The organism is Chryseobacterium sp. GVT01B (assembly GCF_019970045.1).
Lineage (GTDB): Bacteria > Bacteroidota > Bacteroidia > Flavobacteriales > Weeksellaceae > Chryseobacterium.
On sequence record NZ_JAHXYI010000002.1, the window covers coordinates 91,228 to 107,267 of the forward strand.

Below are 16,040 nucleotides of genomic sequence, written 5' to 3' on the forward strand. Positions count from 1 at the left end.
CACTCTAAAAATGAGTTTAAATGATATTCAGATTAGCTATATTTGGTTTAAATATTAAAATATGAAAGTAGTTTTTGTATCGGATGATTTAAAGGAAATTGAGATTACCATTCCAGCGGTTGAATTTGATATATTACCCGTTGTAGGTGACTGGATTAATATAGAATCCTATGTAGATGAAATACAGTGGCAGGAAATTGAAAAGTATTTATATTCAATCAATAAACTGGCATTTGGAATGATTAATGGCAGAACCTGGACCAGAGAAGATGATGAAAATATCCTGTATGCTCACTTAACATTCAGCTCGCTCGATGAGTAAGTAAAAAATAATTATACCTTTTAAAACTAACTTGTTGTTAACTTCTTTACTTTCATAATAATTACGAAAAAAGATGCCAGTAAAAACAGAACTCCTGCGGCCATAATCGCTGCAGAGGGATTGCTCTCCAGAATATATTTATAAAATGCTCCAAAAGTCAAGGTCTGTATCAGCATCGGAATCACAATCATCATATTAATCACCCCCATATAAACTCCTCTTTTGTTCGCAGGGATTGATGGAGATACCATGGAGTAAGGAAGCCCCATCATGGCAGCCCATCCGATTCCAAAGAGAGCCATAGGCAGCAGTATTATATTTTCATCCGTGATAAACGGAAGTACCAGCAATGATATTCCTGTAATCACCAGACAAAATGCATAAACACTTTTGGCAGAATATTTCAGCGCAAAAGGAATCAGAAGAAGTGCTGATATCAGAGTAATAAAATTATAAAAACCATTCATAAGGCCTGTCTGCCCAACTGCTTTTTCTACCAGACCGAGTACATTTTTTGCCCACAGCAGATCATTCTGAGACACAACAGATCCATTTTTTGATAGTCTGATAAGTAAGTTTGCTTTTTCTTCATCTGCTTCCGAAACATGATAGAGAGTCCTTTTGATCATAGGGGTAACAAACTGCCAGTAACAGAAAAGTGCATACCATTGAAATAAGTAGACCAATGCCAGCTGCCAAAGTATTTTTGGCATATTAACAATAGATTTAAAGATATCGATGAACGGTGTAAATAGTGTATCATTCTCTTTTTCAGCTTTTAACTGAATAAGCTCTTCATCTGTTGGAGGAATTTCCGGTGTCTTGTATACAGACCATAGCACAGAGATAACAGAACAGAATGAACCCAGAAAAAATGAATAATAAACCCATGCAGGAATTCCCCCTGCTTCACTATTTCCTCCAAAATATTTCTGAAAAATAAAAAGGGAAAGATTAGCCAGTGTAATTCCGCCACCTACAAAGAGACTCTGCATCTGAAAGCCAAAAGTCTGCTGCTCTTCCGGAAGTTTATCTCCAATGAAAGCTCTGTAAGGTTCCATAGCTGTATTATTGGCGGCATCCAGAATCCAGAGAAGTCCCACTGCCATCCAGATCGAAGAGCTGAACGGAAAAGCAAATAATGCAAGACTACATAGTACCGCTCCCAATAAGAAAAAGGGCTTCCGGCGTCCCCATTTTACGCTCCATGTTTTATCACTTATTGCTCCTATCAGCGGCTGAATAAGTAATCCCGTAACAGGACCTGCAAGATTAAGAATAGGAAGCTGATCTGTATGAGCCCCTAAAAAAGAATACAACGGATTGACAGCGGTCTGCTGCAACCCAAAGCTGTATTGAATGCCGAAAAAACCAACATTCATATTCCAGATCTGCCAAAAACTCAGTCTTGGTATTATTTTCTTATTCATAGCTCAGACTTTATGATTTGATAGTTCTTATCCAGTAAGAGATCTGCTTTTTCTTTGAACTGATGAATAATCTTATGTTCGATCTCTAACACTTTTTCAATAAAATCACTTTGTTCGTCACGATTTCTTTTCATCCGGTTTTCAAAGGTATCTTTATAAGTACGATCTATGAAGATAGTTAAATCAAAGTCATCAATACTCAACACATAAGTACCCTCAACAATAATAATCTGAACACCTTCTATCTCCAGGGTTTCCTCAGTTATAGAGTTTTCAGCATAATGGATTAAAGGCTTTGTAATAAAAGGTTCTTGCTCTTTAAACTTTTTTATGTTGTCCTGAATCTTATTCAGATGTACTTCATGAATACCTACATGTTTAAGATTCTTTTGCCGGTTTTCATGGTTGCTTTTAGGAGGAAGCTTAAAATAATCATCCATTTGTATCACCAGACTTTTTATTCCGTTTTTCTCCAAAATTTCACTTAAAGCAAAGGCCGTGACCGATTTTCCACTGCCACTTTCTCCTCCAATTCCAATAGCCCATTTTTGAAACGGCTGCCGTCTTTCCCTTATTATCTGGTAAATATTTTCAGCCGTGTCCAAATGTTTCTGCTCTAAATGTATGACATCTCCAATCATCTTTTAATCCGTTTTAAAAATATATAAATTGTATTGTAACCTGATCCTGATCTTTGTATCAGATCTTCATCAGAAGGTAGCCGCAAGCTGAAAAGCAAAGAAATTCAGTTCCTGAAGGGATCAGCTGATCTGTAGAATAATATTCGTTGAAATCTGCTCCTTTTTCTGTGAAAAGTTTTTCGTATCCAGTTACAATTTTCAGTGGTATTTCATCATGCTTTCTTTTTTTCAATCCCAGGCAAAGCCAACCAAGATATATGGGCCATGATCCGCCATTATGAAAATGATAAGGCTGATTTTTAAACTGATAGCTATAATTATTTTCTAGTAAATTCCAATCCGGATCTTCTGGGAATACAATCGGATAAAATACTGGCAGCATCCAGTGACCGAACTCGATTTTTAACTGTTCTAAAAAATGAGTAAAAGCACTTAAATCTAAATCCAGACCTAAAAAAACAGCCAATGCATTTCCAGCAAGATCAAATCTTTCATCATATCCATTTGCGTTCAATGATGCCCAGAAATAGGGTTTTTCGGTTGCTTTCTGATAAGCATTTTCATGATATCGGTCTGCATCAGTACTGCTTTTCCTGAAATTGTTTTCTATCAGCTCTTTTGTTTTTTCAGCAAGAGATTGCAGACTTGCATCTTCATATACTTTCGCTGCACTTTTGAACGCCCAATAGCGAAGTACATTATCGTACAGAACATAACCTGAGGTGACATATTCATCTGCCCAGTTCCCTCCCAAAGGGCTATACACCAAACCTCTCTGATTGAATTCCCAGGTTTTCAGACAGGAAAATGCCTTATCTATTTTTTCTTTTAAAGCTTTTTTAAAGTCTTCATCCTTTGCATACATGATATATTCGCAAGCCCCGATAATCCACCAGACTGTTGCATCTGTTCGCCCTACAAGTGTTCCGTAACTAACTTTTTCACCATCTACATTAGAAGGAATCTGACCGTTTTCAGCCTGATGCTTTGCCAATGTTTTCACCGATTTCCTCAGTCCATCCACAATTGTTTGATTTTTGATTAAAATCCCCGTAATCCCTGTCATCATTGAGTCCCGGGACCATACTCTGGCATAGTTATCTTTTCTTTCGCAAGAGGCAAGAATTCCCTGTTCTGAGATGGATTGCTCTATAACCTGTAAAGCTTTTTGTGTAAACATATTATTGAATAAGTTGTTTTTATAAATCACCGTAATGATTTTCAATGAGATATCTGTTAATAAAATTAGAAATCAAATTTCACACTTGCACCAATTGTTCTTCCCGGCAGAGTTCTCGCTCTGACAATTCCATTGGTTCCCTGTAATGATCCTTCTTCTGCTTCGGTGATAGCAAGCGCATTAAACACATTATTAGCATTCACATTCAGTGTCAGATTATTGAGCAGTCTGTATGAAATGTATGGATTTATAATTATATAGCCCGGCATAATCAGCTTATTGCTATCCTGAGTAAATGCTTTTGTAGAGCCCACAGCAAAGAATCCAAAGCTCAGCTTTTCTATATTAACATTAGGATTGAATGAGTACATCAGCTTGGGAGTCCTTCTTGGCATATTCCCTATTATTGTCGGATCGATTGCATTTTTAATTTCGGCATGAGTATAGGTAAGACCTGCTTTGATATCAAAATTTTTATTGATCTTATAGAACCCATCGAACTCAATTCCCCAGGACTGGTACTTGTTTTCTGTTCTTATCTGGGTGGTTGCTTCGTAATTCGCCTCGATGGTTTTTGCGTAAAAGAAAGTTGTATTCAGAAAATAATTGGCTCCTCTTAGTTTATAACCGGCTTCAATCTGATTGAGTTTATTCACTTTTACAGCATCTAAGGCCGGGTCATCATTATTAGTATAATTGTATCCGGCAAAAAGAATTCTGTCGGCTGACGCACTTCCCCCCTGGCTTACTCTGGCAAAAACGGCATGATGAGAATTTAAGGTATAGTTTGCTCCAAATGAGTATCCGAAAATACCATATTTATAATCAACAGGAACAGTGCCATCTACTACAGCCACTGAAAGTTCAGGAGTTTCAATAATTCCGTTTTGATTCACGTCAATGATACGTGTTGTATTTTTTGTTCCGGAAAAACTTCCTGATACATTTCCAAAATCATATCGTGCCCCAAGATCCAGAGTTAGGTTCGCAATCGGATTAATTTCCACCTGCGCATGAGGTGCAATCACGGAATACTTAGTATCGTAATTTCTATTTACGCCTCCCCAATCCGGAACTCCATAGTGAAGCAGACCATTGTCTGTAATTTTAGTTCCCGTATTGCTGATGATATCTACCAATCTTGCATTATTATCGGAAACTTCCATCAGATAAGTATTCCAGTTCCAGAATAAGTTGATATTTTGAGTACTGTTGTACACTCCGGCATTGAGTTTTATCTTATTCCACTTTTTACTGATATTCAAATCGCTGAAAAAGTTGTTTAGATTATTCAGTTTGGTATTGAATAACACTGTTTTCATATACTTTGTATCGTTATCTACAGCATTGCTGGTTCCTGCATAGACTGCGTTTCCATACCCGGCAATAGATTCCAAAATTTCAGATCTACTGCCAACAGCTGCAGGAAAAGGTGCTAAAAACTGTCCGTCATTTGCAGCATATCTTGCCTTCGCATCTAATTTCCATCCGGCACCCAGATCATAATTAAATTCCATCCCTACAGTTTTGGATACAGAATGCATCCCGTCACGGATATCACTTTTCAGAATCTGTCCATTTCCGCCAAACGTAATATCATTCTTAAAATTAGCAGACTGAAGAGCTCCTGTTAAGATATTGTAATGGGCCAGAGAGCTGTAATCAGGGTTGGAATCTGAACCTGAAACTGCGACAGGCATTGGCATATATGCTGCTGTTCTGTCATCGAGATATTTACCATAAATCCGGATACTTCCTTTTTCGAATTTCTTTAGTAAAGATAGACGAAACTGCCCTCCGTTATTAGAGGTATATCCTGTCTTTCTGGGACCGTCTCCACCTCTGTAAAAACCACCTACTCCAATATAAAAGTCTTTCCCAAGAGGTGTTCCATAGTCTACATCTGTTCTGAAGTTATTATAATTCAAACCTACCTGCTGGGTAATGCTACCTCCTTTCTTTTCTCCTGTTTTTGTAATGAAATTGATAATACCTGCGGGTGAGTTTGATGCAAAAACGGATGCAGAACCTCCTCTCAGGGCCTCAACTCTGGATACAAAAGAATCAAATCTTGTAAACTGATCCTGCGTTCCAAAAGCAATATCTCCAAACTGCATTACCGGAAGCCCATCTTCCTGAATCAGAAGATATCTTGATCCTCCTGCAGAAACAGGAACTCCTCTTACCGTAATATTTGAGTTTCCTTCACCTCCTGAAGACTCACTGCGGATTCCCGGAATTGTCCTAAAAATTTCAGCTGTAGTCCTGGGTGCTGCATTGATGATATCAGCTTGTTTTAGAGTTGAAATTGAAGTACTTGTCTTAATGGAGGATTTAGGATTGGAATTACCTGTAATAACAACTTCATCTATGACCTTATTTCTGGCTGATATGGTATCATGAACAGTATCCTGAGAGAACATAAAAGCGGCTATATTAATAGTCCCTAAAATCAGCAATTTCTTTATTACTTGTGCTTCCATAGCATTTCTAAATTTTTGTTATGTCTCAAAAGTATTTTTTTTAGCATCTCAAAAAGGGATTTTGAACAGGGTATTAACGCTATGTTAATTTCAAACGGTTGCGCAAACGGTTGCGGTTGATAAGTTTTCGTAACGTTAACTTTTTCTTAACATATTAAAACTATTTATTTAACAAATATTAACAAAATATTTTACTACAATTATTCTTAATTTCTCCCAATAATTGACATGAACTCTTAAAATGAAAAGAACGACCATAAAAGATCTTGCGAAAATGCTCAACATTAGTACTTCAACAGTTTCCAGAGCATTAAAGGATCATCCTGATATAAGCAGTTCTGTTAAGCTCAAAGTGAAGGAAGCGGCAGAAACGTTTAATTATATTCCGAATGATTTTGCCATCAGTTTCAGGAAAAACTCTTCTAAGGTGATTGGTCTTATTGTTCCGGAAATTTCCATGTTTTTTTTACCATCAATCATTAATGGTATTTCATCCATTCTTAATAAAGAAGGATACCGTTTTTTTATATTATCATCCAATGATTCCTTTGAGACAGAAAAGGAACATATAGAAACCTGCATCAATTCCAGAGTGGATGGTATCCTGATTTCATTAACAAATGAGACCAAAAATGGTGAACATTTGAAAAAACTGAAGGAAATGGAAATTCCGGTTATTATTTTCGATAAAACGATTCCTCAGCAGAATTTTGAATCTGTAATTTTTGACAATATAAAAACAGCCGAACAGTGTGCAGAAAAATTAGTTGACCAGGGATGCAAAAATATACTGGCAATTTTTGGCGATGAAAATCTTGAAATCACACAAAGCAGGCTCAAGTCATTCGAAAACAAAATCAGACAATTTCCTTCTATCCGATTGAAGATTATATTCTGTAAATCTGCTGATATTGTGAAACAAAAACTGGATCTTTTGTTAGATGACCATTCATTTGATGGATTTTTTGCCATGAGTGATGAAACTTTAATGGGCCTCCATAGTTCATTAATCAAAAGAAACCTAAACAACACGAATAAGAAAGTAATTGCTATAAGTGAAGGAACTTTACCGAAATATCTGGATGAAACATATGAATATCAAATCAATGATGGATATAAAATGGGAACATTTGCCGCTACAAAACTAATGGAAAAAATCAAAAAACTCAATCCTAACTCTCCAACAAATCCCGATAATTGTTACTATTTATAGCTTAAAAGAAAATAGAAGTACATTATTAATATGAAACAGTTACCGATTGAAGAAACCTTTTCCTCACCGCAATGGTTAAAAATAATCTGCTATTTTTTTGGACTTCTCTTAGGTTTGACAGGATTTGGGCTTCTTATGCAGAAAGATCTTCCCCGGGAAATTATTTTTTTGGTACCATTCATTTTCCTGATTGCTGTTAGTATGCTGATGTATACCCGGCTAAGACTAATCATTTCAAATACAGAAATCCTCTTTACAGGAGGTTTGAGACAACATCAGTTTCTTTGGACTGATATTACAGGAATAGATATGAAAATTGTTGGAAAATATCAAACCCCAATCTGTATTGTACATTACGGCAAGAAATCACTGGAACTTCATAGAGGTTTTTACTTAAAAGGACAGTTCAATAGAATCTTATCATTGTTGGAAACAAAAGCCGCACCGGAATTATTTTCTGAACAATATCAATCGATCCGTCATCACCTCAGTTAATTTGTTAAAACTACAATAAAAAAGCCCCCATCGGGAGGCTAAAACTATTGGATGAATGAAAAACTTATCCCAAATGTAGGAAATATTCATTCTGTCATTTATGCGTACAATCATAATCAGAGATTTTTCTATTAAAATAAAAATCTCTGAGAAAAACAGTTTGTGACATCATTTTTTATAAAGGAATATATGCTCTCAATAAAAAAGCTGCAAAGAATTAACTTTACAGCTTTGATTTTCATAGTATGTTTTTAGAATCTTTTTTCTAGTCTGATAATTATCCTGAATTTAGTTTTGGAACTTTACAAAATCCAGATAAAAAGAAGGGTTGCCTCCATTAAATCCGGTCGGAACTACTAAATTGGTTTTATGAGCAACTATAGGATAAACTCCGGGAGCAGCAAAGTATAATACTCTGGTCTGATCTCTCGGCACAAAATTAATAGGATCAGGACTTGCAGTCCCACAATATGATTTCCATACTTCACCTATCCCAGGAATGTAAAACCAGTAATCATTACAGGTAGAAGTTATAGTAATTCCTGAACGGAAAAAATACCACCCTTTGGCAGGAATATTCACAGAAAGTCCTGTTGGCAAATTGTCTCCGCCTGAGTTTCCGGTAAAAGGATTAACCAATGTTCCTGTGTAAGATGTCCAGTTATCAGCAAATGCCGTAGTAACAGTAGAAGACCATGTTGCCAATCCGTTTGCATCACTGGTCAGTACATAACCCAGCTGCTGGGTGCCGTCTTTAATCTGAAGAGCCCCATTGGTAGTTCCGTTATCAATAACAACCTTTGCACTGGCAGCTCCTGCCGGTACTGTATTGGTTCCTACCAGAACTTTTCCTGTACCGTTGATGCTTAAATTGTTACCTGCCGTTGCAATATCAGTTGCCTGCGAAAGGGTTCCTCCCAATTTTACATCTGTACCGGATAAAGTAAGACCGTTACTTGCTGTGATATTATTATTAATGATTGTTGTACCGCCATTTCCATTACCTCCTGCAAGCTCGGTAACCGTCATAAATCCTATTCCCGGATTCAGCTGTGCAGTTCCGGCTCCTCCCAATCTTACCTTTACAGAGGTATCAACTGTAGGTCTGTAAATAGCATAGGCTTCCGGCTGACCGCCAATAGATGTTGCCGGATAATTATTGATGGCATCCACAACTCCTGTTGTACTGGAAGGAAGAACAGAGTTATTGGAAGCGTCTACCCATTCATACACAAAGAATCCTCCTGCCAGCGAAAAATCTGTGGCATGCAGCTGACAACGGAGCACATAGGTTTTACCTGCTTTCAGATTGAAAACACCTGCGCTGTAAGTAATATTATTGGAGGCAATGACAGATCCAAATGTCACATCTGATCCTGTAGATACGGATTGGGCTGCGTTTGGCTTCACAATAATATAATCCCCTGTAGCAGATGTTCCCGTTGAGAGAAGTTCCCATGTAGAATTCGTTCCGGTAAGTCCCGTACTCACCAGCTCCACGCTCTGATTGGCTGGTACTGAAATACTGGTATTTCCGTTAATTGTTTCCGGAGCCACGGCATTCACGGTGATCTTAAAGTTTGTGTTGTTTTTAATTCTGTAAATCCTCCCTTTGAAGTTTCCAATCCCACTGATGGAAGGCGGTAAACCGAATACGGCATCTGAACTTCCATTGTATGAAACGTGGAAATCTGATAATGCTAAATTATAAGTGGCTGTAGTGACCGCTTTATAATTAGCAGCCAATGATCCGTTAATATCCATCGTAGAACCGGGATTCACTGTGTTGACCCCAACATTTCCTGCCTGGGCAAAAGCAATAGCCGGACTCAGGGCTATCATTGCAAAGATTAGTTTTGTAGAAATTTTAACCATTTATCATTAATTTATTTACATTAATAAACCCGATTGTTTAACATAATGTAAAAGTATCAGAATAAATTCTACAGAAAACATCACCATGCGTAGAAAAAAACTAAGCAAATTGTAGAAAATTTTCTACACTCAAAAAATAGCTTTTATTTACAAAAATCAGTATTACGACATATAAGCTTCATACAGTTTAATAAGATCGGCCAGATTACTTGTTTTCAGCTTTTTATGGATTCTTTTTTTATAAGTGCTGATTGTGGACATCTGAATATCCATCTCATTTGAAATTTCCAGATTACCGTTTCCTTTTACCATGAGCATAAAAATTTCATACTCTCTTTCTGATAAACTTTTTATAGCATCAAGGGTGGAAGGCTGTAAAAGTCTGTTGACTATACCGTTTGGATAATAATTTCCTTCTGAAAACATTTTCATCACGGCTTCAGAAATGATATCTACCTTACTTAGTTTATTAATATATCCATCTGCCCCTTCCTTGATATACTGTATGGCAATCTCATCTTCATAAGCCGAAAAAACAAGTATTTTCAAGGCAGGATCAAGCAGTTTGATTTCTGAGATCATTTTTTTATTTCTGCTTTCAGGCATATTGATATCCAGAATAAGCAGATCAAATTTTTGCCTTGAAATTTTATCGAAAGCTTCAGGATAATCAGAAGCTGTATCTATCAGTACATCAGGAATGCGCGATTCTAAAATGATGGCGGTTCCTGTTAATACAATATCATGATCATCTGCTATAAGGATCTTTTTAACCATTTTTAAGATTTTTTAAGAATTAATTGGAAAGAAGTACCTTTTGTTTCGTTTCTTCTGATTATAATTTTACTTTCTAACATTTGGAGCAACTGAAGTATCAGATGGAGTCCCATCCCGTATTTTTGTAATAACAGCTTCTCATTTTCAATATTCTCCTGAAGCTTGGTGTAATATTCAATCTTGTGCTCATCCATGCCGATTCCTGTATCTGTAATTTCCAGAATAACAGCTTCCTGTTCATCCGATCCGGTTATGATAATATTCCCGTTTCGTGTATATTTTACAGAGTTATCCATCAGGTTATGAATAATAACAGCCAGAATATTTTTACTGATCTGTATCATTAGTTCTTTATCTACATTATTAACAATTGCCGTGTTATGATTAGCTGCAATCTCATCAAAAAGGATTTTCTTTTCCTCCACCAGGTCATAGAAGGAATACAATTCTGTTTCGTCAGTCCTGTATTCATTGTATATATCAGCATATTCTTTCAGTGTTTTCGTGAAATTGTATAACTGGTTGGATGATTTATAAATAGAATTCAGAATCCTTTCAGTGCGGTGCAAACTCATTTCCTGATAATCTAAAGCTTCTTTGCTGGTCAAAGCAATAAACTTCAACGGTGTGGTAATATCATGGGTAATGGTCCCGATGAGCTTTTTCTGCTGTTCGATTTCCTTTCCCAGTTTTGTTTGAGTAATTTCCAGGTTTTCCACAGTTTCTGAAAGAGTTCTGGTTCTTAAACGGATTATTTCTTCCAGTTCACGGTTCTTCTTTTTATGAAAGCTCATCCGCCATCTTACGGATAAATAAAGCAAAAAAAGCAACAGAAAAATGATAAACAGTTTAAACCATAGCGTTTGATAAAAAAAAGGAGGAATGATAATTTTAATTTTCTTAAAAACATATTCCTGCTTATCAGAAACAAGCATTCTAATGGTAAGAACATGGATACCATAGCCAAGGTTATTGAGTAAAAACTTCCGGTCCTTTCCTACAGACATCCATTTACCGGTTCCATTATCATCTAATTTTGTTTCAATGACAATATTATCAGGGTTTGCATAGTAAGGGACATCAATAAACAATTCAACCCGTCTGTTTTCCTGGCTCAGCATTAATGTATTTGTAAACAATCTTTCCTTATCATCAAACAAAGCCCTTTCTATACACATGTCTGTGGGATAATAACTTTTAACTTTCAAGGGATTAAAAAATACAAGCCCATTTAATGAGGGTAAAACAAAATCGCCATTTTTCAATTTGTTGCCATTTACATTACTTCCGCCATTAAATTCGTTGGTGTTAAAACCTGCTTCTTTTGAATATCTGTAATAGTTCAATTTTAAATTCCGGTTTTGTACATATTTCAAAAGCATGTTTTCTCTTATCTTGTACAAGCCATTGTTGGTTGGAATCCAGAAATAACCATCCTGATCTTCCAGCAGTGTGTGGGGAGACAAAAGATTCCCTTCCGGATCACTGGGCATTTTTATAAGCTGATTGTTTTTTATAAGATAAAAACCTCTTCCCAGAGTGGTTACCCATAAATTTCCATCTGTAGTATATACAATATCACGGATTGACAATTCATTTTTCCCGGTTAAATCGTAGATTTTATTATGATTGACTGATATTTTGTACAATCCTTTTATTGTACCAACCAAAATATCACCCTTTTCTGTTAAAATAATCTTAGTAGGTTCATTTGCAAACAGATATTTTTTCTTTAAAGACTTATAGGGTAAATCTTCATAAATGCTTAGTGTACCTGTGAATTCTGTATTTCCTTTTTTTTGTTTCGCTGCCAGTACATAGTATTTTCCATTGGCAAAGAAGAAATCTTTCACAGTGTCTTCTCCCGTGGAAATACTTTGGAAATCTGTAAAATCAGAATTTTTATTGTATACAAAAAGAGTTTGTTCTCTTCGGGTTACAATATTTCCCTGCTTGTCAAAATTTAAAAAATAGGATATATTTTTTTCGAAGTTTTTGCTTTTAACCAGTCCGTTCCTGTTATAAATTTCTCCTGCGGGGTTAATTACACATGAATCATTATAAGGTTGGATCGCATAAAAGACAGCTGATGATTTTGGAGTACTCTTTTTCGAAGAGGTAAAATCTGTTAAGCTCACTATTTTGAGTCCGTCTGTGCTGCTCCCAATATAAAGCTTTTTATATTTTTCATCATAATAAATGCTCATCAGGTTACTTTCGCTTATATGATCCAGCTGAACCAATTTTAATAGCTTGAGTGTTCCATCATTGTAAATACATCTGTAAAGAATATCATTATTCAATATAAATCCCTGCCCATTTGTTCTGTTCCAGAAAATTTTGCTTCTGACATCCGCTACAAGGGGTAGATCATAAGAACCTGTAATTTTCCCTTCTTCTATTTTTTTTACTTTTTTAGTATTCCGATCAATATAAAACAGGATATCTCCTATTGTAAAGGCATTTGGATCATTTTTATAAAGCGGTTTTACATCAAGTGTAACCTGTGATTTCGAAAGAAAATCTTCATAAACAAAGGAATTCTGTGTGATAAAATATCTTCCTTTTTTGAAGTCCATAAAAAAATAAACTCCCGGAGATGGGCTGTAGCTGTAGTTTGAAATACACAGATGATAATTGATATTATCTTTAACAATAATTGTTGGAAATCTTTTTATACTTTTAATAACTTTGGGGACCTTTTGGTGTATTAAAACTGTTTTTCCATAATCTCCTGCTGTAAAAATGCTGTCTTTTTTAGAATCACCGTAAAAATAAGTAAACCGCTGGCTGTTTAATGGGAAATTTTTACGAACAAAAAAATTGAGTCCGTCATATCTTACGATTCCATTTTCTGTTGTTAGCCAGATAAAACCATATTTATCTTTTATAATATCTTTTACACTATTCTGAGGGAGTCCGTTATCTGTATTGAAAAGCTGCACAGTATATTGCTGAGAGTAAATCAAAAGAAAAGCAAACAGAAAACCAACTGTAAGAATATTTCTACACAAACCAATCATTTTTTACCAATAGTGTAAAGATAATTTATTTAAACACATTATTTGCCAAAATATGTCTCATTGAGTTTTTATGTCAAATATTTCCTATTGGTTTAATATTTAATTCATAACAAAAGTAGGTTTATATGTATTTTTTTCCTTTTTGATAAAAATCGCAAGTCATTAGAATGTAAACCATTAAAAACAAATAAGGAGACTAATTGATGATCTCTCCTTTGCTATCATCTAATTTTTCACGAAACTTCTGAAGATCTTCAGGGTTAGGTTTTGTCCATTCTTCAGCTTCACCGATAATTTTCAAAGGCATTTCTGAACGATAAGAACGGGTGGGATTTCCTGGAAATTTTTTGTCTGTTACATTGGGATCATTTTCATAAATACCTGTTGGTTCTACAATATATACACGCTCTGCTCCATCTCCTTTTGCTAGAGCAGCGGCAAGCCCTGCGCCGTTAATCAAAGCTGTGAAATAGATATGATTCATTTTTAATTCTGACTTATAATTTGAGATTCCGCCAGACGTCAGCAGATCTCCAACCTGTAAATCTGCTTTTGTTCCATGGTAAAAAGGTCCTTTATCAGAAGGATGATTTTGTAATAACAGTGCCAGTTCGGAGTTCTTTTTTGATGTTTCAAGATCTCCTAATTCCTCATAGCATTTGGAAATATTCAAATAAAGAGAAGGCAAGGCACTTTTAACCGTATCATCATTTATTTTTAAAGCAAATTCCAGAGAGGTTTCAAGCCACTTCAACCGATCAGCAGGTGTTTTTTGATGACGAGATACATAATGAGCTGCCAGAAATTTTTCATGATCGTCTGCCGCTTCTTCCCAGGCTTGTAAAAACAGTCTTTTGGCCTCCTCAGGCATGGCTTTATCTTCCATATTCATCCCCTGAAGGCAAAGTTTGATAACATTATTAAATGGTGAAAACTCCATGTTTTATTTTTTTATTATTTCTGAATGTACTGTACGCTATTGAGCAAATTTATACAAAATAAAAAAAGGCTGGTTGCCCATTGGCTGAAATTATTTTAATGTTCTCACTGATAACACCATCACTATAAGTAATCCTATCTGATCTGAATTTACAGCTATTAATAATCATTTGAGAAACGGAGCTTTTCAACGATTGTTTATGCCTGTTTATCGAAAATCAGGACTGTTTTACAGTATTATGAATGAACTTTACATCAGCAAAAGAGCAATAATACTCAACTATAAATACCATTATTATGAAAACAAAAATCGGAATTACAGAAAAAAACACAGAAGCCGTTGCAGAACAACTGGCAAAACTATTAGCTGATGAGACACTGCTTTACATCAAAACAAGAAATGCACACTGGAATGTAACCGGAGACAACTTCCACGCCAACCACATTTTCTTTGAAGAACAGTACAAACAACTGGATGAACTGATGGACAGCGTTGCAGAACGCATGCGAAAAATAGGACATTATGCTCCGGCAACTATGAAAATCTATCTGGAACTGACTCATTTAACTGAAGATAGTGAAAGAACCAATGACGGAGCCGGTTTTATGAAAGACCTTTTGAGCGACCACGAAAGCATCATCGAGTTTCTCCGTGGAAACATCATTCCTTTTGCTGAAAAATACAAAGATTACGGAAGCAGTGACTTTATAACGGGTCTGATGGAAACCCATGAAGAGATGGCCTGGATGATCCGTTCATATTTTAGATAAAAGATATTTTTAACTTAAAGAAATTAATATGAAAACCAGATTTAAACATCTGCTAGCCATCCTGTTTGTTAGCCTGGGGGTCTTAGGAAATTTTGTATATGGACAAAAAACACCTGTCAAAAACATTGTTTTGGTTCATGGAGCTTTTGTAGATGGCTCAGGCTGGGAAGGAGTATATAAAGAACTTGTGAAAAAGGGATATCATGTCTCTGTAACCCAACAGACTTTGCTATCTTATGAGGATGATGTGAAGCAGGTAAACAGAATTATTGACCAGCAGGACGGTCCCTGCATCCTGGTAGGTCACAGTTATGGCGGTGCCATTATAACCACCGCGGGAAACAATCCAAAAGTTGCCGGACTGGTATATCTTGCTGCACATGCTCCTGATGAAGGCGAAACTGAGGCAGACAACGGAAAAAAATATCCGTCAGAATATAAATCTCTAATTAAGGGAAATGACGGATTTGATTATATAAATCCAGTCAACTTTCCTGCAGACTTTGCCGGAGGTGTAGCTAAAGAAAAAGCAGATTTTATGGCTTTCTCACAAACGCCTACGCAGGATTTGGTTTTTCACGCCATTATTCATCATCCGGCCTGGAAATCAAAACCAGTCTGGTATATGGTTGCTAAAGCAGATAAAATTATAAATCCAGACTTGGAACGTTTCTATGCAAAGCGGGCCAATAGCAAAAAAACAATAGAAATTGCAGGTGCAAGCCACTGTGTCTTCATGACCCATCCTAAAGAAGCTGCTGAACTTATTATTGATGCCGCCAAAGGAAGTGAATAAAATTTGATACACACAATATCTTATTAGTTTACAAAATCAAGCATAATGAACGAATGTCCGAAAATAATTAAGTAGTATATTTGTGTAAACAGAAA

Annotated in this window: 13 protein-coding genes; 5 read left to right on the top strand and 8 right to left on the bottom strand. The window is 36.0% G+C overall.

The genetic code is table 11. The annotated features are described in order from the left end of the window. Positions 1-61 precede the first annotated feature (61 nt). Positions 62-322, top strand: a complete 261-nt coding sequence (locus LC457_RS03880) for a hypothetical protein (protein ID WP_223598688.1) — start codon at positions 62-64, stop codon at positions 320-322. A 26-nt stretch (positions 323-348) separates the two neighbouring features. On the opposite strand, the gene LC457_RS03885 is transcribed toward LC457_RS03880, so the two are convergent. The 4 genes from LC457_RS03885 to LC457_RS03900 all read right to left on the bottom strand — a co-directional run bounded on the left by LC457_RS03885 (position 349) and on the right by LC457_RS03900 (position 6,056). Then, positions 349-1,752: an MFS transporter gene (locus tag LC457_RS03885; RefSeq protein ID WP_223598689.1), complete on the bottom strand. Its 1,404-nt coding sequence runs from the start codon at positions 1,750-1,752 to the stop codon at positions 349-351. Beyond that, the gene (locus tag LC457_RS03890) at positions 1,749-2,393 is read right to left on the bottom strand and encodes a hypothetical protein (protein ID WP_223598690.1); all 645 of its coding nucleotides are present in this window, start codon (positions 2,391-2,393) and stop codon (positions 1,749-1,751) included. Before LC457_RS03890 ends, LC457_RS03885 begins: the two co-directional genes overlap by 4 nt. 58 nt (positions 2,394-2,451) lie before the next feature. Further along, on the bottom strand, positions 2,452-3,573 hold the full coding sequence (locus LC457_RS03895; protein WP_223598691.1) for an amylo-alpha-1,6-glucosidase: 1,122 nt from the start codon (positions 3,571-3,573) through the stop codon (positions 2,452-2,454). A 65-nt stretch (positions 3,574-3,638) separates the two neighbouring features. Further along, positions 3,639-6,056 carry a TonB-dependent receptor gene (locus tag LC457_RS03900; RefSeq protein WP_223598692.1) on the bottom strand — a complete coding sequence of 806 codons (2,418 nt, stop codon included), beginning with the start codon at positions 6,054-6,056 and terminating at the stop codon, positions 3,639-3,641. A gap of 241 nt (positions 6,057-6,297) precedes the next feature. Between LC457_RS03900 and LC457_RS03905 the strand changes: the two genes are divergently transcribed. Together LC457_RS03905 and LC457_RS03910 are read left to right on the top strand one after the other, a co-directional pair. Then, entirely contained in the window at positions 6,298-7,269 is a 972-nt protein-coding gene (locus LC457_RS03905) for a LacI family DNA-binding transcriptional regulator (RefSeq protein WP_223598693.1), read from the top strand. Between the two features lie 30 nt (positions 7,270-7,299). Next, positions 7,300-7,764 carry a hypothetical protein gene (locus LC457_RS03910; protein WP_223598694.1) on the top strand — a complete coding sequence of 155 codons (465 nt, stop codon included), beginning with the start codon at positions 7,300-7,302 and terminating at the stop codon, positions 7,762-7,764. 288 nt (positions 7,765-8,052) lie between these two features. Here the strand turns inward: LC457_RS03910 and LC457_RS03915 are convergent, their stop codons facing one another. From LC457_RS03915 to arr, 4 genes are all read right to left on the bottom strand, one after another. Continuing rightward, positions 8,053-9,606 carry a hypothetical protein gene (locus LC457_RS03915; RefSeq protein WP_223598695.1) on the bottom strand — a complete coding sequence of 518 codons (1,554 nt, stop codon included), beginning with the start codon at positions 9,604-9,606 and terminating at the stop codon, positions 8,053-8,055. A 195-nt stretch (positions 9,607-9,801) separates the two neighbouring features. Next, the gene (locus LC457_RS03920) at positions 9,802-10,416 is read right to left on the bottom strand and encodes a response regulator transcription factor (RefSeq protein WP_223598696.1); all 615 of its coding nucleotides are present in this window, start codon (positions 10,414-10,416) and stop codon (positions 9,802-9,804) included. A 2-nt stretch (positions 10,417-10,418) separates the two neighbouring features. Beyond that, positions 10,419-13,439, bottom strand: coding sequence for an ATP-binding protein (locus LC457_RS03925; RefSeq protein WP_223598697.1), 3,021 nt, complete (start codon positions 13,437-13,439; stop codon positions 10,419-10,421). Between the two features lie 196 nt (positions 13,440-13,635). Continuing rightward, entirely contained in the window at positions 13,636-14,049 is a 414-nt protein-coding gene (arr, locus tag LC457_RS23480; protein WP_374200533.1) for an NAD(+)--rifampin ADP-ribosyltransferase, read from the bottom strand. A 626-nt stretch (positions 14,050-14,675) separates the two neighbouring features. Here arr and LC457_RS03935 point away from each other — a divergent pair. Both LC457_RS03935 and LC457_RS03940 read left to right on the top strand, forming a co-directional pair. After that, on the top strand, positions 14,676-15,149 hold the full coding sequence (locus LC457_RS03935; RefSeq protein WP_223598699.1) for a Dps family protein: 474 nt from the start codon (positions 14,676-14,678) through the stop codon (positions 15,147-15,149). A gap of 28 nt (positions 15,150-15,177) precedes the next feature. Next, complete coding sequence (locus LC457_RS03940) at positions 15,178-15,945, top strand: alpha/beta fold hydrolase (protein WP_223598700.1); 768 nt, start codon at positions 15,178-15,180, stop codon at positions 15,943-15,945. Positions 15,946-16,040 lie beyond the last annotated feature (95 nt).

Coding starts and splice junctions, on each gene's coding strand:
- LC457_RS03880 (WP_223598688.1), top strand. CDS start 62: ATGAAAGTAGTTTTTGTATCGGATGATTTAAAGGAAATTGAGATTACC.
- LC457_RS03885 (WP_223598689.1), bottom strand. CDS start 1,752: ATGAATAAGAAAATAATACCAAGACTGAGTTTTTGGCAGATCTGGAAT.
- LC457_RS03890 (WP_223598690.1), bottom strand. CDS start 2,393: ATGATTGGAGATGTCATACATTTAGAGCAGAAACATTTGGACACGGCT.
- LC457_RS03895 (WP_223598691.1), bottom strand. CDS start 3,573: ATGTTTACACAAAAAGCTTTACAGGTTATAGAGCAATCCATCTCAGAA.
- LC457_RS03900 (WP_223598692.1), bottom strand. CDS start 6,056: ATGGAAGCACAAGTAATAAAGAAATTGCTGATTTTAGGGACTATTAAT.
- LC457_RS03905 (WP_223598693.1), top strand. CDS start 6,298: ATGAAAAGAACGACCATAAAAGATCTTGCGAAAATGCTCAACATTAGT.
- LC457_RS03910 (WP_223598694.1), top strand. CDS start 7,300: ATGAAACAGTTACCGATTGAAGAAACCTTTTCCTCACCGCAATGGTTA.
- LC457_RS03915 (WP_223598695.1), bottom strand. CDS start 9,606: ATGATAGCCCTGAGTCCGGCTATTGCTTTTGCCCAGGCAGGAAATGTT.
- LC457_RS03920 (WP_223598696.1), bottom strand. CDS start 10,416: ATGGTTAAAAAGATCCTTATAGCAGATGATCATGATATTGTATTAACA.
- LC457_RS03925 (WP_223598697.1), bottom strand. CDS start 13,439: ATGATTGGTTTGTGTAGAAATATTCTTACAGTTGGTTTTCTGTTTGCT.
- LC457_RS03935 (WP_223598699.1), top strand. CDS start 14,676: ATGAAAACAAAAATCGGAATTACAGAAAAAAACACAGAAGCCGTTGCA.
- LC457_RS03940 (WP_223598700.1), top strand. CDS start 15,178: ATGAAAACCAGATTTAAACATCTGCTAGCCATCCTGTTTGTTAGCCTG.